The 24,101-nt window shown below is 66.6% G+C and carries 20 protein-coding genes; 6 read left to right on the forward strand and 14 right to left on the reverse strand.

The genetic code is table 11. The features are described from left to right. Positions 1-11 precede the first annotated feature (11 nt). The 7 genes from AC07X5_RS12675 to AC07X5_RS12705 all read right to left on the reverse strand — a co-directional run bounded on the left by AC07X5_RS12675 (position 12) and on the right by AC07X5_RS12705 (position 9,316). The gene (locus AC07X5_RS12675; RefSeq protein ID WP_494770456.1) at positions 12-2,111 is read right to left on the reverse strand and encodes a 3-hydroxyacyl-CoA dehydrogenase NAD-binding domain-containing protein; all 2,100 of its coding nucleotides are present in this window, start codon (positions 2,109-2,111) and stop codon (positions 12-14) included. A gap of 190 nt (positions 2,112-2,301) precedes the next feature. Beyond that, entirely contained in the window at positions 2,302-2,997 is a 696-nt protein-coding gene (locus tag AC07X5_RS12680) for an ABC transporter ATP-binding protein (protein WP_494770457.1), read from the reverse strand. A gap of 6 nt (positions 2,998-3,003) precedes the next feature. Then, a complete protein-coding gene (locus tag AC07X5_RS12685) occupies positions 3,004-3,801 on the reverse strand; it encodes an ABC transporter ATP-binding protein (RefSeq protein WP_494770682.1) in 798 nt (265 codons plus the stop codon). Between the two features lie 8 nt (positions 3,802-3,809). Next, positions 3,810-5,165 (reverse strand): branched-chain amino acid ABC transporter permease, encoded by a 1,356-nt coding sequence (locus AC07X5_RS12690; protein ID WP_494770458.1) that lies wholly within the window; start codon positions 5,163-5,165, stop codon positions 3,810-3,812. Positions 5,166-5,169: 4 nt separating this feature from the next. Beyond that, on the reverse strand, positions 5,170-6,123 hold the full coding sequence (locus AC07X5_RS12695) for a branched-chain amino acid ABC transporter permease (RefSeq protein ID WP_409957648.1): 954 nt from the start codon (positions 6,121-6,123) through the stop codon (positions 5,170-5,172). A 185-nt stretch (positions 6,124-6,308) separates the two neighbouring features. Further along, positions 6,309-7,541: a branched-chain amino acid ABC transporter substrate-binding protein gene (locus AC07X5_RS12700; protein ID WP_494770459.1), complete on the reverse strand. Its 1,233-nt coding sequence runs from the start codon at positions 7,539-7,541 to the stop codon at positions 6,309-6,311. 131 nt (positions 7,542-7,672) lie between these two features. Next, positions 7,673-9,316, reverse strand: coding sequence for a 3-(methylthio)propionyl-CoA ligase (locus AC07X5_RS12705; RefSeq protein WP_494770460.1), 1,644 nt, complete (start codon positions 9,314-9,316; stop codon positions 7,673-7,675). 216 nt (positions 9,317-9,532) lie between these two features. Between AC07X5_RS12705 and AC07X5_RS12710 the strand changes: the two genes are divergently transcribed. Then, positions 9,533-10,219 (forward strand): Crp/Fnr family transcriptional regulator, encoded by a 687-nt coding sequence (locus tag AC07X5_RS12710; protein WP_409957645.1) that lies wholly within the window; start codon positions 9,533-9,535, stop codon positions 10,217-10,219. 34 nt (positions 10,220-10,253) lie between these two features. On the opposite strand, the gene AC07X5_RS12715 is transcribed toward AC07X5_RS12710, so the two are convergent. After that, a complete protein-coding gene (locus AC07X5_RS12715) occupies positions 10,254-11,960 on the reverse strand; it encodes a carboxylesterase/lipase family protein (protein ID WP_494770461.1) in 1,707 nt (568 codons plus the stop codon). A 190-nt stretch (positions 11,961-12,150) separates the two neighbouring features. Between AC07X5_RS12715 and AC07X5_RS12720 the strand changes: the two genes are divergently transcribed. After that, a complete protein-coding gene (locus AC07X5_RS12720; RefSeq protein WP_494770462.1) occupies positions 12,151-13,194 on the forward strand; it encodes an AraC family transcriptional regulator in 1,044 nt (347 codons plus the stop codon). Positions 13,195-13,492: 298 nt separating this feature from the next. Here AC07X5_RS12720 and AC07X5_RS12725 read toward each other — a convergent pair whose 3' ends face one another. From AC07X5_RS12725 to AC07X5_RS12750, 6 genes are all read right to left on the reverse strand, one after another. After that, positions 13,493-13,789, reverse strand: a complete 297-nt coding sequence (locus AC07X5_RS12725) for a hypothetical protein (protein ID WP_494770463.1) — start codon at positions 13,787-13,789, stop codon at positions 13,493-13,495. An 11-nt stretch (positions 13,790-13,800) separates the two neighbouring features. Continuing rightward, entirely contained in the window at positions 13,801-14,106 is a 306-nt protein-coding gene (locus AC07X5_RS12730; protein ID WP_409957641.1) for a hypothetical protein, read from the reverse strand. Positions 14,107-14,381: 275 nt separating this feature from the next. Beyond that, complete coding sequence (locus AC07X5_RS12735) at positions 14,382-15,107, reverse strand: GGDEF domain-containing protein (RefSeq protein ID WP_409957640.1); 726 nt, start codon at positions 15,105-15,107, stop codon at positions 14,382-14,384. A gap of 9 nt (positions 15,108-15,116) precedes the next feature. Then, positions 15,117-15,506 carry a DUF1987 domain-containing protein gene (locus tag AC07X5_RS12740; protein ID WP_409957639.1) on the reverse strand — a complete coding sequence of 130 codons (390 nt, stop codon included), beginning with the start codon at positions 15,504-15,506 and terminating at the stop codon, positions 15,117-15,119. A 33-nt stretch (positions 15,507-15,539) separates the two neighbouring features. Continuing rightward, positions 15,540-16,772 carry a SpoIIE family protein phosphatase gene (locus AC07X5_RS12745; RefSeq protein ID WP_494770464.1) on the reverse strand — a complete coding sequence of 411 codons (1,233 nt, stop codon included), beginning with the start codon at positions 16,770-16,772 and terminating at the stop codon, positions 15,540-15,542. A gap of 94 nt (positions 16,773-16,866) precedes the next feature. Beyond that, positions 16,867-19,200 carry an EAL domain-containing protein gene (locus AC07X5_RS12750; RefSeq protein WP_494770465.1) on the reverse strand — a complete coding sequence of 778 codons (2,334 nt, stop codon included), beginning with the start codon at positions 19,198-19,200 and terminating at the stop codon, positions 16,867-16,869. Positions 19,201-19,418: 218 nt separating this feature from the next. Here AC07X5_RS12750 and AC07X5_RS12755 point away from each other — a divergent pair, with 218 nt between their 5' ends. From AC07X5_RS12755 to AC07X5_RS12770, 4 genes are read left to right on the forward strand one after another with little or no spacing between them, the layout of a single operon-like run. Beyond that, the gene (locus tag AC07X5_RS12755; protein ID WP_494770466.1) at positions 19,419-20,543 is read left to right on the forward strand and encodes a hypothetical protein; all 1,125 of its coding nucleotides are present in this window, start codon (positions 19,419-19,421) and stop codon (positions 20,541-20,543) included. Between the two features lie 10 nt (positions 20,544-20,553). Then, positions 20,554-21,786 (forward strand): toxic anion resistance protein, encoded by a 1,233-nt coding sequence (locus AC07X5_RS12760; RefSeq protein WP_494770467.1) that lies wholly within the window; start codon positions 20,554-20,556, stop codon positions 21,784-21,786. A 2-nt stretch (positions 21,787-21,788) separates the two neighbouring features. Next, positions 21,789-23,357 carry a substrate-binding domain-containing protein gene (locus AC07X5_RS12765; RefSeq protein WP_494770683.1) on the forward strand — a complete coding sequence of 523 codons (1,569 nt, stop codon included), beginning with the start codon at positions 21,789-21,791 and terminating at the stop codon, positions 23,355-23,357. Further along, positions 23,354-24,031: a hypothetical protein gene (locus AC07X5_RS12770; RefSeq protein ID WP_494770468.1), complete on the forward strand. Its 678-nt coding sequence runs from the start codon at positions 23,354-23,356 to the stop codon at positions 24,029-24,031. The genes AC07X5_RS12765 and AC07X5_RS12770 overlap by 4 nt, the downstream gene beginning before the upstream one ends. Positions 24,032-24,101 lie beyond the last annotated feature (70 nt).

The raw sequence follows: 24,101 nt of genomic DNA on the forward strand, positions 1-24,101 counted from the left end.
GTTCTGCTCGCTCAGGCGAATGCCTTGCCTTCGGCCGCCAGCTTGGCCAGCAGCGGAGCGGGCTTCCAGAACGCCGCATCGTCGTTGGGGTTCTTGGCAAAGCGGTCCATGGCCTGCACCACGTTGAACAGGCCCACTTCGCTGGCGTAGTGCATGGGGCCGCCACGGTAGATGGGGAAACCATAGCCCGTGAGGTAGACCATGTCGATGTCGCCGGACTTGCTGGCGATGCCGTCTTCCAGGATGTGCGCACCTTCGTTGACCAGGGCGAACACCAGGCGCTGCACGATTTCCTCATCGGAGATCTTGCGCGGCGTGATGCCCAACTCCTTGCGGTGGTCTTCGATCATCTTGTTGACCAGCTCGCTCGGGATCGCATCGCGCTTGCCGGCCTGGTAGTCGTACCAGCCTGCGCCGGTCTTCTGACCGAAGCGGCCCAGCTCGCAGAGCTTGTCGGCCGTGCGGCTGTACTTCATGTCGGCGCGCTCGACGGCGCGGCGCTTGCGGATCGCCCAGCCGATGTCGTTGCCGGCCAGGTCGCCCATGCGGAACGGGCCCATGGCAAAGCCGAACTTCTCGACGGCCTTGTCCACCTGCTGGGGCGTTGCGCCTTCGTCCAGCAGGAAGCCGGCCTGGCGGCTGTACTGCTCGATCATGCGGTTGCCGATGAAGCCGTCGCACACGCCCGAGACCACGGCGGTCTTCTTGATCTTCTTGGCCACGGCCATCACTGTGGCCAGCACGTCCTTGCCGGTCTTGGCGCCGCGCACCACTTCCAGCAGCTTCATCACGTTGGCGGGGCTGAAGAAGTGCATGCCCACCACGTCTTCAGGGCGCTTGGTGAAGGCGGCGATCTTGTCCACGTCCAGCGTGGAGGTGTTGGAGGCGAGGATGGCGCCGGGCTTCATCAAGGCATCGAGCTGCTTGAACACGGTTTCCTTGACGCCCAGCTCCTCGAACACGGCCTCGATCACGAGGTCGGCGTCCTTGAGGTCGGCGTAGTCGAGCGTGGTCGTCAACAGGGCCATGCGCTGCGCGTACTTGTCTTCCTTGAGCTTGCCCTTCTTGACCTGGGCTTCGTAGTTCTTCTTGATCGTGGCGATGCCGCGGTCCAGGGCTTCCTGCTTGGTCTCCAGGATCTTGACGGGGATGCCCGCGTTCAGGAAGTTCATGGAGATGCCGCCACCCATGGTGCCGGCGCCGATCACGGCCACCGACTTGATTTCGCGCTTGGGCGTGTCGGACGGCACGTCGGGGATCTTGGACGCGGCGCGCTCGGCCATGAACAGGTGGCGCAGGGCGCGCGACTCGGGCGTCCACATCAGGTTGATGAAGATCTCGCGCTCGAACAGCATGCCGTCGGCGAACTTGCGCTTGGTGGCGGCTTCGACCGCATCCACGCACTTGGCGGGCGCGGGGTAGTTCTTGGCCATGCCCTTGACCATGTTGCGCGCGAACTGGAAGTACGCGTCGCCCTCGGGGTGCTTGCAGGGCAGGTTGCGCACCAGCGGCAGGGGGCGCACGTCGGCCACGCTCTGGGCAAAGGCCAGAGCGTCGGCGGCCAGGGCCTCGGCCGAGGCAGCCATCTTGTCGAACAGCTTCTGGCCGGGCACGGCGCCGATCATTTCGCTCTTGACGGGCTCACCGCTCACGATGAGGTTCAGGGCGGCTTCGACACCGATCACGCGCGGCAGGCGCTGCGTGCCGCCGGCGCCGGGGATCAGGCCCAGTTTCACTTCAGGCAACGCGATGGAGCAGCCAGGTGCCGCAATGCGGTAGTGGCAGCCCAGGGCCAGCTCCAGACCGCCGCCCATGGCGACGGTGTGCATGGCGGCGACGACCGGCTTGGCCGAATTCTCGATGGCGGCGATCACCGACAGCAGATTCGGCTCCTGCAGCGACTTGTCGGTGCCGAACTCCTTGATGTCGGCACCGCCGGAAAACGCACTACCGGCACCGGTGATGACGATGGAGCTGACCGCTGCATCGGCATTGGCACGGCCGAGGCCGTCCACGATGCCCTGGCGGGTGGCCAGGCCCAGTCCATTGACGGGAGGATTGGCCAGGGTGATCACGGCGACGGAGCCGTGGACTTTGTATTCAGCGGTCATGCTGTTGTTCCTTGGAGAGTGAAAAAGAACGATCGTGCGTTTTTATTGTAGAGACTTCGCGCGGCGCTGGCGTGTCAATTTGTCCCGGTGGGGACATGGGGGTTGACCACCAAACCGCCCTGCCCGGCAAAAAAAGAGGCGCCATGAGCATCTGTCAGGCGCCTCCTGGCCGTGCATCTGGTCCAAGTCGTCAGACTTCGAGCCATTCTTTCCGGATGTAGTTGTCGGCGCGCAGGCTGTCGGGCGTGCCCTGGAAGACGATGGAGCCGTGGCCCATCACCAGCGCGCGGTCCGAGATCTTCATCGCGATGGTCAGCTTCTGCTCGATCAGCAGCACCGAGATGCCGCGCGCCTTGATGGTCTGCAGGTACTGGCCCACGAGTTCGACGATCTTGGGCGCCAGGCCCTCGGTGGGCTCGTCGATGATGATCAGGTCCGGGTCGCCCATGAGCGTGCGGCACAGCGTGAGCATCTGCTGCTCGCCGCCCGACATCACGCCGGCCTCGGTGTGCTGGCGCTCCTTGAGGCGCGGGAACAGCTCGTACATGTCGTCGAAGGACCAGCGGCTGCCCTTGCCGCGCCCCTTCTGGCCCAGCAGCAGGTTCTGGTGCACGGTGAGGTTGGGGAACACGTCGCGGCTCTCGGGCACATAGCCCAGGCCCAGGTGGGCGATCTCGTAGGCCTTCCTGCCGTTGAGGTCCTGGCCCTTGAACTGCAGCGTGCCCTCCCAGTCCACCAGGCCCATGATGGCCTTGGCGGTGGTCGACCGGCCCGAGCCGTTGCGCCCCAGCAGCGCCACGATCTCGCCGGGCTGCACGTCGAAGCTCACGCCATGCAGCACATGGCTCTTGCCGTAGTAGGCGTGGAGGTTGTCAATTTTCAGCATAGTCAATCAGTGTCCTGCGCCCTGCTCATCGGCCACCACGGAACCCAGGTAGGCCTCCTGCACGCGCGCATTGGCGCGCACCTTGTCGGGGGTATCGAAGGCGATCACCTCGCCATAGACCACCACGGCGATCTTGTCGGCAAGGCCGAACACCACGCCCATGTCGTGCTCCACGGTGAGCAGGGTGCGGCCTTCGGTCACCTCCTTGATGAGGTGGATGAAGCGCGTGGTCTCGCTCTTGCTCATGCCGGCCGTGGGCTCGTCCAGCAGGATCACGTTGGCGCCGCCGGCAATGGTGATGCCGATCTCCAGCGCGCGCTGCTCCGCATAGGTCAGGTTCATAGCCAGCGTGTCGCGCTTCTTGTCGAGCTTGATCATCTCCATGAGCTCCTTGGCCCGCTGGTTGGCATCGTGCAGGTTCGACAGGAAGCGCAGGAAGGTGTAGCGGTAGCCCATGCTCCAGAGCACGCCGCAGCGCAGGTTCTCGAACACGCTCAGCTTGGGGAAGATGTTCGTGATCTGGAAGCTGCGCGACAGCCCCATGCGGTTGATCTCGTACGGGGCCAGGCCGTTGATGCGCTGGCCGTTGAGGATGACGTCGCCGCTGGTGGGCGCAAAGCGCCCGCTGATCAGGTTGAACAGGGTTGACTTGCCGGCGCCGTTGGGGCCGATGATGGCCACGCGTTCGCCGGGCGCCACCGCCAGGTTGGCGCCGCGGATGATCTCGGTCTTGCCGAAGCTCTTGCGCAGGTCACGCAGTTCCAGGGCGAAGGACGAGGAGGAAGAGGGATTTGCTGCTGCCATGGTCTTGCTCACGCCGACTCCCCCCGCTTGATTTCATGTTCGATTTCTTCCTGGATGCTGCCCCACTGGCGCAGGAACTGCCGGCGGCACAGCTCGAACAGTGCCAGGCCCGTGGCGAACACGAAGCCCGCACCGAACCAGGCCGTGAGGCCCTTGGCGTTGATCATGGCGCCCATGAACTTGAGCTCCGGGCCCAGGGCCGCGTTGAGCTGCAGGTGGTAGGTCATCTCGACCATGCAGGCGGCGCCCAGCACGGCCACGAGGCCCGTGCCCGCCAGGCCCAGGTAGGACACCCAGAGCCGGCGCAGCTTGCCGTACTTGGCCACGCGCAGGTTCATCATGATCAGGCTGGCGATACCGCCGGGCGCATACATCACCATGAACAGGAACACCAGGCCCAGGTACAGTAGCCAGGCCTTGGAGATCTCGGACAGCAGCACCGAGGCCAGCACCAGCAGCACGGCGCCGATGATGGGCCCGAAGAAGAAGGTGGCCCCGCCCAGGAAGGTGAACAGCAGATAGCTGCCCGAGCGCAGCACGTTCACGCTGTCGGCACCAGTCACGATCTCGAAGTTGATGGTGGCCAGCCCGCCGCCGATGCCGGCAAAGAAGCCCGCGATGATGAAGGCGAAGTAGCGCACGCGCTGCGTGTTGTAGCCGATGAACTCCACACGCTCGGGGTTGTCGCGCACCGCGTTCAGGATGCGCCCGAGCGGCGTTCCGGTGAAGGCGAACATGGCCGCCGTGCAGACGAAGCAGTAGACCGCGATCAGGTAGTACACCTGCATGCCCGAGCCGAAGTTCAGCCCGAAGAAGGGCTTGCCGTAGACGCGGTCGGTGGTGATGCCACCCTCGCCGCCGAAGAACTCGGGGAACATCAGCGCCATCGACGCCACGAGCTCGCCGATACCGAGCGTGATCATCGCGAAGGTGGTGCCCGACTTCTTGGTCGTCACGAAGCCCAGCAGGATCGCGAAGAACATGCCCGCCAGGCCGCCCACCAGGGGGATGAGCACCAGCGGAATGGGCAGGCTGCCCTTGCCGGCCAGGTTCATCGCATGGATGGCGATGAAGGAACCCAGGCCGGTGTACACCGCGTGCCCGAAGCTGAGCATGCCGCCCTGCCCCAAGAGGATGTTGTAGGACAGGCAGATGATGATCAGGTAGCCGATCTGCGAGAGCATGGTCAGCGCCAGGCTGCTGGTGAACACGTGAGGCGCCACGATCAGCATCGCGGCGAACAGCGACCAGATGACGAAGCGGCCCACGTTCCAGGGCTTGAAGCGGTAGTGCCCCGCGCCCTGCGAGGCGGGCGGGTTGGCGTGCGGTGCGGCGCCGGAGAGGGTGGTGGTGGATGAGGTCATGGCATCAGTCCTCCCGCGTGCCCAGCAGGCCCTTGGGACGGAAGATCAGGATGAGCACCAGGAACAGGTACGGAAGGATGGGCGCCACCTGCGAGATGGTGAGCTTGAGCAGCGGGTAGCCGAAGGTCTGGTCGGTCACGGCCACGCCCAGGGGGCGCAGCACATGGATCATCGAGTAGTCGAGCGCCACCGCGAAGGTCTGCACCAGGCCGATGAGCAGCGAGGCCAGGAAGGCGCCCGCCAGCGAGCCCATGCCGCCGACCACCACCACCACGAAGATGATGGAGCCGACCGACGCCGCCATCGCCGGCTCGGTCACGTAGGTGTTGCCGCCGATCACGCCGGCCAGCCCGGCCAGGGCCGCACCGCCGCCGAAGACCAGCATGAACACGCGTGGCACGTTGTGGCCCAGGGCCTCGACCATCTCGGGGTACTTGAGCGCCGCCTGGATCACCAGGCCGATGCGGGTGCGCGTGAGCAGCAGCCAGACCGACAGCAGCATCAGGATGGCGATCAGCATCACGAACGAACGCGACTTGGGGAACTGCGTGCCGTACAGGCTGAACAGGGGGCCTTGCAGCTGCTCGGGCAGGCCGTAGGGCACCGTGGCTCGCCCCCAGACCAGCTGCACGACTTCAAGAATCAGGTAGGACAGCCCGAAGGTCACCAGCAGCTCGGGCACGTGGCCGAACTTGTGCACGCGGCGCAGGCAGTAGCGCTCGAACGCGGCGCCCAGAGCGAACACGATCAGCGGAGCGATCACCAGCGCCGGCCAGAAGCCGATCACACCGGAAATGCTGTACGCGAAATACGCGCCCAGCATGTAGAAGCTGGTGTGCGCAAAATTGAGCACACCCATCATGCTGAAAATCAGCGTGAGTCCCGAGCTCAGCATGAACAGCAGCAGCCCGTAGCTCACGCCGTTGAGCAGGGAGATCACGAAAAACTCAAGATTCATCGCAATGTTTTCAGAACAGGGGTAAAAAAAAGGCCCGAGCCAGGTCGGGCCTCCGGAAGCAACCAAGAGCGGATCACAAAACTCAGCGAAGCGGTTCTGGCCAGGCGCTGCGTCGCAGGCAGTACGAGTAGTACGACAAGACGCAGCAACGACGCCAGAAGAGTTTTGTTAGCCGCTCGAAGGCCTTATGGGCGCTTCATCTGGCACGAAGTGGGCGTGCTGGCGACGAAGGGCTCGTAGTACTTCACAGGCACGAAGGTGTAGCCGGTGTTCTCCGAATCCAGCGGGAACTTGCCGCCGGCCTTCTCCCACTTGGAGATGAACAGGCCCTGCTGCAGCTGGTGGTCAGCCTTGCGCATCTCGACCTCGCCGTTGAAGCTCTTGAACTTCATGCCTTCCAGGGCTGCCGCCACCTTCACGGGGTCGGTGGACTTGGTCTTCACGAAGGCATCGGTGAGCATCGAGAAGGCGTGGTAGACCGAGCCGGTGTACATGTCGTCGTTGAACTTCTTCTTGTAGTCCACCACGATCTTGTTGAGCTCGCCCGGCAGGTTGATGTGGGCATAGGCCACCATGTACACGCGGCCCGCGGCAGCGGCGCCCATGGCCGTGGGGCTGCCCGTGACCGAGCCGTAGTAGGTGTAGAAGTTGACGTTGTTCAGGCCGGCGTCGTTGGCGGCCTTGATCAGGAGCGCCAGGTCGGAACCCCAGTTGCCGGTGATCACGCTGTCGGCGCCCGACTGCTTGATCTTGGCGATGTAGGGCGAGAAGTCGCGCACCTGGGCCAGGGGGTGAAGGTCGTCGCCGACGAACTGCACGTCAGGGCGCTTGCGGGCCATGATTTCCTTGGCGAACTTGGAGACCTGGTGGCCGTGCGAGTAGTTCTGGTTGATCAGGTAGACCTTCTTGACCTCGGGCAGGTCCTTCATGAAGGTGGTCAGCGCTTCCATCTTCATGGAGGTGTCCGCATCCAGGCGGAAGTGCCAGTAGCTGCACTTGCTGTTGGTCAGGTCCGGGTCCACGGCGGCGTAGTTCAGGAACAGCACTTCCTTGCCGGGGTTGCGGGCGTTGTGCTTTTCCAGCGCGTCCATGATCGCCAGGGCCGGGCCGGAGCCGTTGCCCTGCACCACATAGCGCGCGCCCTGGTCCATGGCCGAGCGCAGGGCGCTGGTGGTTTCCTGTGGGCTCAGTTTGTTGTCGATGCCGATGATCTCGAACTTCACGCCGGCAGCGTTCTTCTTGTTGAACTCCTCGGAGACGAACTGGAAGCTCTTGAGCTGGTTGGTTCCCACGGCCGCCATCAGGCCGGACAGGGGGTCGAGCCAGGCGATCTTGACGGTCTCACCTTTTTGGGCGAACGCCGCGCCAGCGCTTGCCAGCAGGACGGTGGCTGCTACAGCCTTCATAGCGAATTTCATGGTTTTGTCTCCTTGTAAATCGGTAAAACGCAGCGTACCGCGTTGCAACAATACGACCCTCAGGGATTGCCCCTACCGGCGTCGCACACGTGACTGGGGCAGCGCTCCCCCGAGCGCCGCCCCCATCTGGATCACAGGCCCGGAAGCTTGTAATCCTTGAGCTGCTCGCGCAGCTTTGTCTTGAGCATCTTGCCGGTGGCACCCAGCGGAATCGCCTCCACGAAGACCACGTCGTCGGGGATCTGCCACTTGGCCGTCTTGCCTTCGAAGAAGGCCAGCAGCTCCTCGCGCGTCACCTCGGCACCCGGGCGCTTGACCACGGCCACGATGGGGCGTTCGTCCCACTTGGGATGCGGCATGCCCACGCATGCCGCCATGGCGATGGCCGGGTGGGCCATGGCGATGTTCTCGATGTCGATGGAGCTGATCCACTCGCCGCCGGACTTGATCACGTCCTTGCTGCGGTCGGTGATCTGCATGAAGCCATCGGCGTCGATGGTTGCCACGTCCCCCGTGGGGAACCAGCCGCGGCCCTGCTGGTCCTTGACCAGGGGGTGGCCGCCCTCGCCCTTGAAGTAGCTGTCCACGATCCACGGACCCTTGACCAGCAGGTCGCCGTAGGTCTTGCCATCCCAGGGCAGCTCTTCGCCATCGGCGCCGACGATCTTCATGTCCACGCCGTAGATCGCGCGGCCCTGCTTGAGCAGGACCTTCATCTGTTCTTCCTTGGGCAGTTCCAGGTGCTTGTTCTTCAGGGTGCACAGCGTGCCCAGCGGGCTCATCTCGGTCATGCCCCAGGCATGCAGCACCTCCACGCCGTAGTCTTCCTTGAAGGCGTGGATCATGGCCGGCGGGCAGGCCGAGCCGCCGATCACGGTGCGCCTGAGGGTCGAGAACTTCAGCCCCGCAGGCTTCATGTGGCCCAGCATCATCTGCCAGACGGTGGGCACACCGGCGGCGTAGGTGACCTTCTCGGCCTCGATCAGTTCGTAGATCGACTTGCCATCCATGGCCGGGCCGGGGAACACCAGCTTGCAACCGGTGAGCGCGGCCGAGTACGGGATGCCCCAGGCGTTGACGTGGAACATGGGCACCACGGGCAGCACCGAGTCACGGGCCGACAGGCACATCACATCGGGCAGCGCCGCCGAGTAGGCATGCAGCGTGGTCGAGCGGTGGCTGTACAGCGCGGCCTTGGGGTTGCCGGTGGTGCCGCTGGTGTAGCACATGCTCGATGCCGAGTTCTCGTCGAACTCGGGCCAGGCGTAGTCGGGCGACTGCGCACCGATCCAGGCCTCGTAGCTCGTGAGGCCGGGGATGCCCGAATCCGCAGGCAGCTTGTCCGCATCGCACAGCGCCACCCACTTCTTGACGGTGGGGCATTTGGCATGCACTGCCTGCACCAGGGGCAGGAAGGTGATGTCGAAGCACAGCACCTGGTCTTCGGCATGGTTGGCGATCCAGGCGATCTGCTCGGGGTGCAGGCGCGGGTTGATGGTGTGCAGCACGCGGCCCGAGCCGGAGACGCCGAAGTACATCTCCATGTGGCGGTAGCCATTCCAGGCCAGCGTGGCTACGCGGTCGCTGAACTCCAGGCCCAGGCCATCCAGGGCGTTGGCCAGGCGGCGTGCACGCTGCGCCAGGTCCTTGTAGGTGTAGCGGTGGATGTCGCCCTCCACCCGGCGCGACACGATCTCGGCGTCGCCATGGTGGCGTTCGGCGAACTCGATCAGCGACGAGATCAACAGGGGTTGGCTCTGCATCAGGCCCAGCATGTGTGCTCCTTGGATTTTGTGGTGAAAGTGGCAATCATCGTAACGCGCGCAGGCCTGCTGCGGGGTCTCCGAAGCGCCCCTTTCGGCTGCGTGCCACGCGGCTTTGCTGGCTGCGCAGTGTGCAGCGCGGGGCCTGCCGCGCCAACACCTGTCGCCCACCCGACAAAGGCCAAGGGATTACCCTGAACGGCGCGGGCTGCAGCGACAATCCGCGGCATGCTCTGCACCGCCCCGCACGCCCAGCGCTTCATCACCGCCCAGCCCTGGTTTGCCGGGCTGCCGGCCGCCACGCAGGAGCGCGTGCGCGCCCACGTGTTCGAGGAAAGCGGCGACAAGGGCGAGGTCATGAAGCCAGCCGGCAGCGCCGTGCAGGGCTGGCATGCCGTGCTCTCGGGCCTGGTGATGCTGCAAAGCCCGGCCAGCCGCGGCCGCTCGTCGGCCTTCATCGGCGTGCCCGATGGCGAGTGGTTCGGCGAAGGCTCGGCCATGAAGCCCGAGCCGCGCAAATACCATGTGGTCGCGCTGCGCCCTACCCGGCTCATGTGCCTGCCGCTGCCGGTCTTCGAAGAACTGCGTGGCACCAGCCTGGCCTTCAACCAGTTCCTGGTGCTGCACCTGAACATGCGGCTCGGCCAGGCCATGACCATCATCGAGGCCGGGCGCACACAGTCCACCGAGCACCGCGTGGCGCTGTACCTGAGCCGCCTGTTCTGGCCCAGCACGCGCCGGCTCAACCTGACGCAGGACGAGCTGGGCCAGCTCGTGGGCCTGTCACGCCAGACGGTCAACCGCGTGCTGCGCACGCTCGAAGGCATGGGCATCGTGTCGCTCGATTTCGGCAAGGTGGCCATCGTGGACGACGATGCGCTGGGCGCATACCTCACGGCCACGGTCGCTACTTGAACAGACATGGGAAGCAGCATCAGACTTCAGGCCCTTACTGCTGGCTCAGGCGCGTGGCCTTCAGGTCCGCATCGAAGATGAACTTGCGCGGCCAGGGCTGCCATTCCTGGCCCAGGCCCGCATGGTTGGGGTTGCCGGTGTGCACGAAGGCACGCACGCTGTCCATCATCACGGCCGACAGCGCCAGGCGCCCGGGCTGGTTGGCCGTGCTGTTGGCCGCCTTGGCCAGCAGCGAGGGGCCGAAGTTGCCGAACACGAAAGGCAGGTCGAAGCCGTGGGCCGCGCCGTACACATCGTTCCAGGGCGCGGGCTGCTGGGCCCAGTTGAACTGGTAGCTCCAGACATTGGACTGCTGGGTGCGCAGCGTATTGAGCAGGTTGTCGCGGCTCGGGTCGATGAACACGCCGCCCAGGAGCTTCATGCGGGCGTTGTAGCCCGTGCCGGGCGCCGTGACCGGCAGGTAGGACGGATCGATGATGTCCGCCACCGTGAGCGTGGTCGGCGCATCGGGGTTGAAGGCCTGCGTCATCGCAAAGCGCTCGGCATCGCTGATCTTCATGCCCGGCTTGCCGCCCAGCAGTGCCAGGAAGGGGGCGAACAGCTTGGCCTCATCGGCCGTGTAGCCCGACAGCACCGGCACCTTGTGGTAGCGGCCGGCCGCCATCTCGGCAATCGGATCGGCGGGCAGCACCACGTTGTCCGGGATGGGGCCGGAGCCCGTGAGGCCGGCGCGCAGCACCGTCTGCAGGACCACGCGGCCGTCCTTGCCGCGCAGGTAGCTGGCGGTCTGGGCCGGCGTCCAGCCGGCAATGATGGCTGCGGCGCCCATGGTGTCGGCCGCCAGGCCATCGGCCTGCACCAGGGCGGCGAGCAATGCGGCCGACTGGCTTGCGTATTTGGACGCAGGGTTCAGCGTGGGAATGGAGCCTGCCGGCAACTGGCTGGACAGCGAAGTGCCGCCGCTGATGGGCAGGGCCTTGTGGAACAGCCCCGCCGCCCGCGGCGAGGTCAGCAATGCCAGCACATTGCCGGCGCCGGCCGACTGGCCCATCAGCGTGACATTGCCCGCATTGCCGCCAAAGCTGGCGATGTTGCGCTGGATGAAGGACAGCGCCTGCACGTTGTCGAGCAGCGCATAGTTGCATGTATAGGGCTGCGTACCCGTGTGCAGCTGCGGCATCTGGAAGAAGCCCAGCACATCGAGCCGGTAGTTGGCCGTGACCACCACGGCGTTGGCGGCACGGGCCAGCGCCGCGCCGTCGTAGACCGGGTCGGCCGTGTAGCCCGAGATGGCGCTGCCGCCGTGCAGGAACAGCAATACGGGCAGATTGTCCTGGTTGCTTGCGGGGCGCCAGATGTTCAGGGTCAGGCAGTCCTCGCTGCCCACGGGCGTGCCGAGGGTCTGGCCGATGGTGTCGTCGAAGCGGTTGTTGGCGCCGGGGCTGTACATCCGGCCCATCTGCAGGCAGGCATTGCCAAAGCGCGTGGCATCGCGCTCGCCCGCCCAGCTTGCAGGCGCCACTGGCGGCTGCCAGCGCAGTTCGCCCACGGGTGGCCTGGCAAAGGGGATGCCCTTCCACGAATAGGTGCCCGTGCTGGCGCTGGCGTCCGTGCCGCGCACCATGCCATACGCGGTTTCGCGCACCTCGGGCGGATTGCCCGAATCACCGCCGCAACCGGCCAGCGCCAGTGCGGACACCACAGCTCCCAACCATTGAACACGCCACCGTGCATCGACCATGTCTTGTCTCCTTGGGGGTTTTTTGAACGGGTGGTGCCTCTGTGTACAGTTACGTTCCACAGGGAACCACCTCGCCGCCGATTGTGGAAAGGGACCGGCCTTTCGCTACTATCGCAACCTTGCCAAAACACTGACTTCAGACACCACCTGGCGTAAACCCTGAGCCCCTTCAGCCCGTGACTTCCACCCGATGACCCCCCGTACCAGTTCCGCTGCCTGGGTGCGCGGCACCACCGACATGATGGCCGCCGAAGGCCTGCCCGTGGCCGAGCTGTGCAGCGAGGCCGGCATCGACCTGGCCGCACTGCAGCAACCCCACGCACGCGTGGACGTGGACCGCATCAGCCAGCTGTGGGACCTGGCCGTGGCGCGCTCCGGCAAGGTGGACCTGGGCCTGTGCCCGCAGCTCACCGCGCGCTACGGCAACGTGGACGTGGTGGGCTATGCGCTCGCCTCGGGCCCGAACCTGCTGGTGGGCTTTCAGCACCTCACGCGCCACATGGCGGTGATCTCCGACTGCACGGCCTTCGCCTTGGAGCGCGACGCGCGCGGCTACTGGTTCTCCATAGAGCACATCGGCGGTACGCGCCCGGTGCCGCGCCAGCGCGTGGAATACGCGCTGCTCACCCTGTTCACGCTGTGCGGCTGGCTCACGCGCTGCGACATCCAGCCCCTGGCGGTGGAGCTGAGCACGCCGCCACCGCCACCCGGGATGCAGGCACGCTACGAAACCGCCTTCAGGACCATGCCGCGCTTTGGCCAGCCCGCCAGCCGCATCCTGCTGACCGAAGCCGACATGCTGGCCGACATCCCCACCCACAACCCCAGCCTGTGGGCCATGCACGAACGCCTGGTGGAAACGGAGCTCGACCACCTGGGCCATTCGCTGGCGAGCACGCGCGTGCGCGACGAGGTGGCGCGCATCCTGCACAAGGGCGAGCCGCGCCGCGAGGACATCGCCACGCGCCTGAACATGACCGACCGCACCCTGCAGCGCCGGCTGCAGGCCGAGTCGGCCACCTACCAGCAGCTGCTGGACGATACGCGCTGCGAACTGGCGCGCCAGTACCTGGCCGACCCGCGCCGCAACCTGACCGAAGTGGCCGACCTGCTGGGCTTTGCCGACCAGAGCAACATGTTCCGCGCCTGCAAGCGCTGGTTCGGCATGCCGCCCGGGCAGTACCGCGCGCAATTGCAGCAACCCGGCAGCGCGGCGCCCTCTTCCAGCGCCTGAAGCCAACACTCCGCCCTCAGAACCTGTTCAAGATCTTTTTGAAGCCGCGCAAGTCCCTTTTCGGGATGGGATGCAAGGCTCGGGGTGCAGCCAACAGCTCGGCTATCGGCAAGCACCGCAACGCCGCAGACCGCCCGAAAAGAGCCTTGCCCTGCGGGTTGGAGTGAAATCGGTCCGATGAATTCGGAATGTTGGCGCCCCGGCTGCTTGCATGGGCATCAGCCCATGCGCGCATCCGAAGCATCCACTCATCCCGATTGCATTCCAACGCGGCTGCAAAAAGATCTTGAGCAGGTTCTCAGCCCTTGTGCCCCGGCACCATCTGGATGGTGCCCACCCCGGCCTGGCGGCGCGGCGCCAGCCAGTGCACCCACAGCCCGCGCACCCAGGCCAGCGTGAAGACCAGGGCCAGCAGCAGCCCGCCCCAGTGCTGCGCCTGCCAGGCGGTGTAGAACGCCAGGGGCTGCGCCGCCTGGCCGGCCAGGCAGGCACAGCGGCGCGCCGTTTCATGCGTGGATTGGGACAGCCACACCGCAAGGGCACCGAACACGGCGATGGCGATCTGGTCGAGCGACCACAGGGCGGGGCTGTCCACACCGAACCCCATCAGGACAGGCGCACTTCGAAGTACGCGCCATCCACCTCGCCCAGGCCCTGGTAGCCGGCCTCGCGGGCCGCCTGGGCCGCGCGGGTCCACTGCCGGGCCAGGGCCAGGTCCTCGGCGCTGGCATCGCTGCCATCGGACTCTTCGAGCAGCATCACGGCACGCAGCGCATCGGCCACCACCTCGGGGCCGCCGAGCTTGCGCTCCAGCACCCGGGCGTACCGGTTCTCGGCCGCGCTACGCTCGCGCAAGGGCAGCTCGGGATAATCACGCAGGGCAACGGTGTAGACGGTTTCAACGGCTTCCATGGAAGGCTCCTTGTAGATACTGGAAAAATATACAGTATTTTCAGGAAAAAAACAGGGCCCATTCAACCCTGTGGCAAGCGCGCACCACGCAGCCGTGGCCCAGGCCATTTCAGCAGCCCATGGCTCTGCGCACAAAACCGGCACGGCCCCACCGTGCAAGGGCCGCCAAGCCGCGTATGCGGCGCTTCGTTTGCGTGCACCGGGGCGTCCCTCCCGCATTGCGCAGCAATGCGGGAAGGGGTGAAGGCGCGAAGCGCCTCAGGGGGTGCTTGTCCTCAAGCCTCAGCCAGTGCCGCGCGGGCCACCTGGTTGCGGCCGCGGCGCTTGGCCTGGTAGAGGGCCTCGTCCGCGCTGCCGTAGGCGGCGTCGAAGCTGCTGCCCTGCACCTGCCAGCTGACCCCGAAGCTGGCGGTCACGCGGCTGCGGTCGGGCAGCTGGAAATCATGGGCCGCGATGGCCCGGCGCATGCTCTCGGCCGCATGGGCCGCGGATTCGAGCGACAGGCCGGGCAGCAGCGCGGTGAATTCCTCACCGCCCACACGCCCGATCTGCGCAATGGAGGGCGCCACCCCCTTGAGGCAATCCACCACGCCGCAGATCACGGTGTCGCCGACCGGGTGGCCGAACGAATCGTTGACGCGCTTGAAATGGTCGATGTCAAGGACGATCAGCGCCAGGCTGTCGCTGGCCAGGTAGCGGTTGGAGCGCTCGATGATGGCCGCGCGGTTGAGCACGCCCGTGAGCGGGTCGTGCGTGGCGCGGTATTCCAGCTGGCCGGTGAGGTCCTGCAGGCGCTGGTTGAGCTGGTTCATCTCGAGCTCGGCGCGGTCGCTGCGCCGCACCATGCGGCGCGTCTCGCGCAGCAGGCGCTCATAGGAGGTCAGCAGCTCGCCCAGGGCCTGGCGGTGCGCGCCCGGGGGGCTGGCCGCATCATCGAAGGCAAGGCGCGCTGCCAGCAGGGCGCGGCTTTCGGCGTCGAACAGGTCAGGTGCGTCGGACATCGAAACCCGTCACGCCGATTTCACTGCGTGGTTGACGAACTGAATGGCCGTGAAGTCGTCCTTGAGCTCCTGGCCGAATTCGAAGATCGTATCGTCCTCTTCGTCGTGGAACCAGTTGAGCACCACCTCGTTGCCTGCTTCGGCCGCATCGCTGAGCAGGCCGACCAGGTTGAACAGCATCTTCGTGCTGGAGCTGTTGAAGTACGCCAACGCAATGCTGACGGTGATCTTGCGGCCGTCGCAGGCGCCCAGGTAGGCCTCGAGCTGGCGCAGGATGTCACCGAAGAACGCGGCAGCGTTCTCGGGGTACGACTCGCCACGCAGGCTGAGCGTGTTCTCGTCGAATTTGAAGTCCACCTCCGGCGAGCTGGGTGTGGGGGGTATGTAGAGATTGTCCATCCGTGATTTCACAGTGCGGGTTGGCCCATGGCCTCAAGCCCGGAAACAGAAAAAGGTCAGGTCATCGCGGCGCTGGTGGCTGCCTTGCCAGTCCTGCAGCGCCTGCTGCATGGCGGCATTGAGCTGCGCGGGGGTCTGGTCGCGCTGGGCGACGATCACCTCCTGGACGCGGCGCTTGCCGAAGGTGATGGCCTTGGGGCCCCCCACCTGGTCGATGAGGCCATCGGTGGTCACGAACACCAGGCTGCCGGCTGCAAGGGCCACGGTGCTCGTGGTCCAGGTGTGGTCGAAATCGCTGTCCACATAGCCCACGCCCTTGCGGTCGCCGGCCACCACCTGCACGCTGTCCGCACCGGGAGCCAGCACGAAGAGCGACAGGTTGGCACCGGCAAAACGCAGCTCGCGCGTGGCGGGTGCATACCAGAAGCAGGCGGCGTCCATCCCGTCATCGGAGCCCGGGGTATCGTCCTGGCCGTCCATCTGGCCGAGCATCTGCTTGATGCTGCGGTTGACACTGGACAGCAGCTGCGCCGGATCGCGCGGGCCGTACTGCTCGATGGCCTTGCCCAGTGTGCTCGATGCAATCAGCGTCATGAAGGCGCCGGGCACGCCGTGGCCGGTGCAGTCGGCCACGGTGGCAAACCAGCCATCTGGCATGGTGGTGAACTGGTAGAAGTCGCCGCCGACCACGTCGCGCGGTTCCCACACCAGGTCGGCATCGGCCTGGGCCTGCACCAGCGCATCGCGCGAGGCGCGCAGCATGGAGCGCTGGATCACGCTCGCGTATTCGATGCTGTGCATCACCTGGCGGTTGCGCGCAGCCTGCAGCTCGGCCACCACGCGCATCAACTGCAGGCCGTGGCCCACGCCGACGAAAGTGCCCTCGCGCGCCACGATGAAACCGTCCGACAGTGCCTTCTCACCGTACTCCACGGTCTTGAAGGTCAGCTCCTCGATGCCCATGGCGGCATCGACGATGAGCGGCGCCTTGTCCATGAAGGCGATGCAGTTCTTGCGTCCGTAGATTTCCCAGCGGTAGGGCTTGCTCATCTCGGACATGAAGATGTCGCGGTTGATCAGGCCGATCGGACGGTCGCCCTCGACGACCGGCAGGCTGATCAGGTCCTTGTGCGCGGAAAAGATCTCCATCACCTTCTCGTTGGTCTCTTCCACGGCCATCGAGGGAACCTGAACGCACATGTCCGCGGCACTGGGCTGGCGAAAACGCGGGCGATAGTCGTGCAGATAGGCGGGGAGTTCGGACATGAAGAGGATGGCCCGTGCGGCAGAGAATGACACCGAAGCTTACAAGTCGCATATTGCGATTGCGTGACAAATAGCACGTGCATGCGCAGGCATGTCATTCACCTTGCGCCATGCCGGGAACGAGGCGGCCGTGCCCGGCCGGCCACAGGTCGGCCGCCGCGGGGGCCGGGGCGGCCTGCTGCGCGGCCGGGCGGGGCTCGCGGCGCGCCAACTGCTGCAGGTACTGCGCCAGCGGCAGCGGCTTGGCAATGCCATAGCCCTGCACGTAATCCACGCCGTAGGCCGCCAGCAGGGCGCGCTGGGCTGGCGTTTCGACGAACTCGGCGATGGTCGTGAGCCCCATGGCCCGCACCACGTCACAGATGGCAAGCACGATGCGCTGGTCCACCCGCGACGACAGGATGCCCTGCACGAAGCTGCCATCGATCTTCACATAGTCGAGCGGCAGCGACTTGAGGTAGTCGAAGGTCGCCAGGCCGGTGCCGAAATCATCGAGCGAGGTGCGGGCGCCCATGGCCCGCAGGCTGGCCAGCAGGTCCACCGCCCGGCTGCGCTGCACGATGCCCGCGGTTTCCGTGACCTCGAAGCAGAACATCGCCGGGTCGAGCCCGCTGGCGCCCAGGCACTGGTCGATATGGGCGAGCAGCCGCGGGTCCGACACCGAGGCGCCGGACAGGTTGATCGCCACCTTGCCGAGGTCCCTGCGCGTGACGCCATGCGCCACGAGGGCCGAAAACACCTGCGTGATGACCCAGCGGTCCACCTGCGGCATGAGCCCGTAGCGCTCGGCCAGGGGCAGAAACTCCCCCGGCAGGTGCGGCGAGCCGCTGCTCGACGCCCAGCGCAGCAGCACCTCCACACCGAGGTCGCCATCGTGGTCGCCATGCGCCGAGCGGATGGGCTGGCAGGCCAGCCACAGCCCGCTGGTCTCGGGGCTGCCGGCAGGCAGGCGCAGGGCGTCCTTGAGCGCCTCGACCTGGGACAGCTGGCCCCGGCGGATGCGCATCAGATGGTCCGGCGCCAGGTCCGCCCCCTGCGCATGGCGGTCGCCCAGCGCGGGGTCGCCGTCCGCCTCGCACAGCAGCATCAGCGCTGCCAATACGTCATCGCCCAGGGCCCGCCCCCCGTCCAGCGGCAGCAGCCCGAACGCGGTCTGGATGCGCACGCTGTGCTCTGCGAAGACATAGCGGCGCCCGTCCAGCGCGGTGCGCAGCTGCAGCAGCCGGGCATCGGCATCGTCCGCGGAAAACGGCACGGCCACCACGAAAAAACCATCGCGCGGCCGCGCGTAGACGCAGGCCCGGCCCAGCTGGTTGCGCAGGAAGATCGACACGTCCTGCTCTATCTCGCGCGTATGGAACAGGCCGATGAGGTCGACCACATGCTCCAGGTTGTGCAGGCTCACGCCGATCAGCCGGGTCGGGCCCGGGGCCGCCTCCTTGAGCGCCTTGAGCAGGCCGCGCTCGTTGAGGAACCCCGTCAAGCCGTCATGGCTGGCGGCCTCGTGCAGGCTGCGCTCCATTTCCCGGCGGTGCTCCATGGTCGCCGACGCGAAGAAACTCAGCGCGGCCAGGCAGACCATGAGCAATGCCTGGTCCAGCACCACCAGGGAGGGGCTGTGGCCGGCCATCAGCGGCGGCGTGAAGGCCAGCAGGGTCAGTGCCGACAGCGCCGTGGTCAGGTGCACGAACAGGGGGTTGCCCCGGTAGGCGGCCCAGGCCACCAGCAGGAAGACGATGTAGCGCGCCGACGGGCCGACGCCCGGGCCAGCCAGCGACGACCCCCAGTGCGCAATCGCCATCACCGCCGCCAGCCCGGCCACCCAGAAGCCCTGCCACCGCGCCCAGCGCAGCGGCCCGGCCCTCCAGCCGCCATCGAAGGCATGGGCGGCCAGCTCGGTCAGCCGCGAGAACAGCAGAATGCCGAACACCTCGGACATGCCCATGACGCCGGCCACCCGCAGGAGCCCGCCCGGCGGCGCATCCTCGGCCAGCAGAAACTGCCAGCTGCCCAACGCCGTCAGCACCGCGGCGCCCGGCAGCACCGTCAGCGCATGGAAGCGGATGGCCGTGACCACCGGGTTGCGGCCCGCCTCGCGGCGCCGGTCGAACCGCATCAGGTGCCAGACCAGTTGCGCTGCCAGCACCAGGGCACCCACGCCGATGAGCGACTGCAGCAGGCCGATGCCGTGCAGCGCATGCCACAGCGCCACGGCCGGCCCCAGGGCCCAGAGCATGCGCGGCCCGTAGGCCAGCACCAGCCCGATGGCAATGCCATCGGCGGGCCAGATGAGGCTCATGTCCAGGCCGCCAAGGGAATAGGCCTGCGAGGCCTGGGCCACCACCATCCACAGCAATGCGCCCGCCAGACCGCGCTTGTAGTCGAACGCCAGGGAGGTGGTGGTTGCGGGAAGGTGTTTCGAAGGCATACGGGTTGCAGGAGGAAGCAACCCACAAGTTGCCCGGCCGCACGGCGGACCTATCCCACACCTTCGCACACCAATATGACAGCCATGCGGCAGAACCTGGATTTTCCCGCCCGTCGTGCAGGGTCCGCCCGGAACCTGCCATGCGACTGCAATGAAATTGCCACAAAGGCTCCGTAGCATGGTTGTCACAAATACCTGACCTAGAGAGGCATCCTCCGGTGGAAATCCGCAAGTTCGTCGCCCCGCTGCTCGCGGCCCTGCTGCTGGCCGGTGTTGCGGGGGGCATCTGGTTCTCCCATTCCAGTGTGACCGGCGAACGCAGCGCCCAGGAGGCGGCACGCATCGAGCAGGCCCGCCAGGTGCAGGCACGCGGCCTCATCGGCTCGGAAAAGGAAGCCTTCTTCGCCGATCCACGCGTGCAGCAGGCCCTGGCCGCGCGCGGCATCAGCGTGGTGATCGAAAAGGCCGGCTCGCGCGCCATTGCCGGCCGCTACGACGCCAAGGCCTACGACTTCGGCTTTCCCTCGGGCGCCCCCGCAGCGGCGCAGCTTCGGGCAGCAGCCAAGGCAGGCACGGTGTTCAACCCGTTCTACACCCCCATGGTGCTGGCCAGCTGGCGGCCGATCGCCGACATCCTGGTGGCCAACGGCATCGCCCAGCGCCAGGGCGACATCTATTACGTGGTGGACCTGCCCGCCCTGATGGACCTGGTGGAAAAGGGCAAGCGCTGGCGCGACCTCAAGGGCAGCCAGGCGTTCTCGACCAACAAGTCGCTGCTCATCAGCTCCACCGATGTGCGCACCTCCAACAGCGCCGCCATGTACCTGGCCCTGGCCAGCTACCTGGCCAACGGCCAGCAGATCGTGCAGAGCCAGGCCGACGTGGACCGCGTGCTGCCCACCGTGGCGCCGCTGTTCCTGCGCCAGGGTTTCCAGGAGCAGTCCTCCTCCGGCCCGTTCGAGGACTACCTGGCCCTGGGCATGGGCAAGGCTCCGCTGCTCATGGCCTACGAGTCGCAGATGGTGGAGTTCTGGCTCAAGCACCCGGCCAAGGTCCAGAGCGACATGGTGCTGCTGTACCCCAAGCCCACGGTGTTCTCCAAGCATGTGCTGGTGCCCTACACGCCCGCAGGCGTGCGCGTGGGCGAAGCGCTGGAGAACGACCCGGCACTGCGCACCCTGGCCAACGAGTACGGCTTTCGCACCGGCGGCGCCACGCGCGGGCCCGAGACCTGGGCCCAGCGCGGCATCACCGTGCCCGAGGTGCTCGTCGACGTGATTGACCCGCCCAGCCACGAGTGGCTGGAGCGAATGATCGAAGCCATAGAAGCCCGCTTCAAATAAGGACTGATCCATGACCAACACCTCGCAGCCCGATGCCCTGCAGCCTCCCACGGTGGCTGCCGTACGGCAGGATTTCGTGCTGGAGCCGCCTGCGCCGGTGGCGGCCATTCCCATCGAGTCGGCCAGCGGCCGCGTGCGCATCAAGCCCGAGGACGTGGTGGCGCTGGATGCGCAGGTGCGCCAGTTCATCGAGGACATCACCGTCAACGACAGCCAGCACCCTAAGTTCAAGGAAGCCGTGGAGCGTATCCACTCCATGGGCAACAAGGACATCGAGGCATCGGCCAGCGTCTCCAACCGCATGCTGGACCGCCCCGTGAAGTCGGTGCAGGACGGCCTGTTCGGCAAGGGCACGGACATCGGCCAGGGCCTGATCGACCTGCGCCACCAGATCGAGGAACTCGACCCCTCGCGCCAGGGCGACCTGTTCTCGGTGCGCAAGCTGCTGGGCATCATTCCCATGGGCAACAAGCTGGTGGCCTACTTTGACCGCTACCAGTCGTCACAGGCGCACCTGAACGCCATCATCGAGACGCTCAAGCGCGGCAAGGACGAGCTGATGCGCGACAACGCCGCCATCGACCAGGAAAAGCAGAACCTGTGGTCGCTGATGGAGCGGCTCGAAAAATACATCCACATCGGCAAGAAGCTCGACAGCGAACTCGATGCCAAGGCCTTCGCACTGGACGCGGCCGACCCCGAGAAGGCCCGCGTGGTGCGCGAGGAGATGCTGTTCTACACGCGCCAGAAGGTCACCGACCTGCTCACGCAGATGAGCGTGAACATCCAGGGCTACCTGGCGCTGGACATGATCCGCAAGAACAACCTGGAGCTGATGAAGGGTGTGGACCGCGCCACCACGACCACCATCTCGGCCCTGCGCACTGCCGTGATCGTGGCCCAGGCCCTGGCCAACCAGAAGCTGGTGCTCGACCAGATCAGCGCGCTCAACACCACCACCGGCAACCTGATCGCCTCCACCAGCGAGATGCTGCGCGACCAGAGCGCCGCCATCCACCAGCAGGCGGCCTCGGGCACCATCGACATCGCCAAGCTGCAGCAGGCTTTCCAGAACGTCTACCAGGCCATGGACACGATTGCCGACTTCAAGCTCAAGGCCCTCGATTCCATGCAGACCACGGTCAACACCCTGACCAGCGAGGTCGACAAGTCGCGCGCCTACCTGGAGCGGGCACGGGGCACGGCCGAGGCCGCCAGCGCCAGCACCGAGGTCCGGCTGTGAGCATGCGCCGCAGCGCCTGGCTGGCCGCCTGCGCCCTGGGCCTGGTGCTGGCTGCCTGCGGCCAGCGCGAGGAGGCCGCACCGCCCGCCCCGGCAGGGGCAGCGCAAGCCACCTTCAACGTGCTTGCGGGCTCGGAGATCAAGGACATCGAACCCATGCTGCTCAAGGCGGCGGCCGATGCCAACGTGAAGCTCCAGCTGTCCTACGCCGGCACGCTGGACATCGTGGAGCGCATCAATGCCGGCGAGCAGTTCGATGCCATCCTGCCGCCCAATGGCGCCTACCCGGCCCTCGCACTCACGGCCAAGCCGCTGGCACGCGAAAAGCTCTTCTATTCGCGCGTCGCCCTGGGCGTGAAGGCCGCCCGGGCCCGCGCCCTGGGCTGGGACATGCAGGCCCCGACCTGGGCCGACATCGCCAAGGCGGCAGGCGCAGGCCGCCTGCGCTATGCCATGACCAACCCCACCAGCTCCAACACGGGCATGAGCGCCCTGTTCGCAGTGGCATCGGCCGTGGCCGGCAAGACCGAGGACCTCACCATCGCCGAGGTGAATGCCAAGGTGCTGACCGCGTTTCTGTCGGGGCAGAAGCTCACCGCCGGCAGCTCCGGCTGGCTCGCCGAAGCCTTCGTGAAGGACCCGGCGGACCTGGACGGCATGGTCAACTACGAAGCCGTGATCCTGCGCGCCAACGAAAAGCTGGCTGCGGCAGACCGGCTTTCGCTGGTCTATCCCAAGGATGGCGTAATCTCCGCCGACTACCCGCTGATGCTGCTGCGCCCCGCGCAGCGCGAGGCCTATGACCGCCTGGTGGCCGCCCTCAAGGCACCCGCGCTGCAGCGCCAGCTCGCTGCCGACGCCTTCCTGCGGCCCACGGCGCCGGACATCGCCCTCCCCGCCAGCCTGCCCAGCGAAGCGGTGGCGGAGCTGAGCTTCCCCAACCGCCTGGAGGTGATCGACGCGGTGCTGGCCGCCTACCAGGGTGAATGGCGGCGCCCCGCCACCTCGATCTTCGTGCTCGACACCAGCGGCTCCATGCAGGGCGCGCGCATGGAAGGCATGCGCGAGGCGCTCAAGGTGCTGGCCGGCGCCAAGGCCGATACCGCGAGCGCCCGCTACGCACGCTTCCAGAGCCGCGAGCGCGTGGTGCTGCTGTCCTTCTCCGACACGGTGGGCACCCCCATGCAGGTGAACTTCGAACGCGCCACCCTGGCCGACGCGCAGACCCAGGTGACGGCCTATGCCGACCGCCTGCAGGCATCTGGCGGCACCGGCATCTACGACGCACTGCTGCAGGCACAGACCCTGGCCGCGCGCGAACGCGCCAGCGACCCCGAGCGCTACGTGAGCATCGTGCTGCTGACCGACGGGCTCAACACCAGCGGAGCCAACCTCGACACCTTCCGCAGCCGCGTGGGAACAGCCTCGCCAGCCCGCATCTTCCCCATCCTGTTCGGAGAGGCCAGCAACACCGACATGGCGGCCCTGGCCCAACTCACCGGTGGGCGCGTGTTCGACGGCCGCAAGGCTGCGCTGGCGCTGGTCTTCAAGGAGATACGGGGCTACCAGTGACGGCACCAGCCAGCGCAAACTCCCCCTCCCCGGGTCGCCCGTTCAAGCTGCGGGCGCTGCTTTTTCTCTACAGCAACGCCAACATCGCGGGCTGCGCGCTGGCCCTGGCGGGCCCGGCACTGCTGTTCGCGGGCGCCATCGGGCCAGGCTGGCTGGCCATCACGGCCGGGCTGTATGCCGCTGGCTGGCTGCTGGGCCGCGCCGGCCGCCAGGCACCCGAGATCGACCGCCACATCGAGGACTCGCTCACGGTGGACGAAGCCCTGCGCCGGCTCGACGCGCTGGCCGCCCAAGTCAGCCCGCACCTGGGGCCCGAGATGAACGCGCACCTGCGCAGCCTGCGCACCTCCATCGCCGAGGTGCTGCCCCGCCTGCTGGGTGACCGCAGCCACCACGACGCCAATCTGTTCACCGTGCGCGAGACGGTGCTGCGCTACCTGCCCGAGACCCTGGCCAACTACGTGGCTCTGCCACCGGCCTTTCGCACCACCCACGCGGTCAAGGACGGCAAGACCGCGCGCCAGATCCTGGCCGACCAGTTGGCGCTGCTCGATGCCAAGATGCAGGAGATCGTGGCCAATGTCGCAGGCGCCGACGCGCAGGCCCTGCTGGCCAACGGCAAGTTCCTGGAGATGAAGTTCCAGCAGCCGGACTTCCTGGCAGGCATGGGCTGAGGAGCGTTCAGGACGTCCAGGGCGGTCAAAGGGACATTGGCTGACAGGCCGGGCCGCCGTCCTGCGCTAC

This window comes from Acidovorax sp. GW458-11-26-14-TSB4 (genome assembly GCF_059423865.1).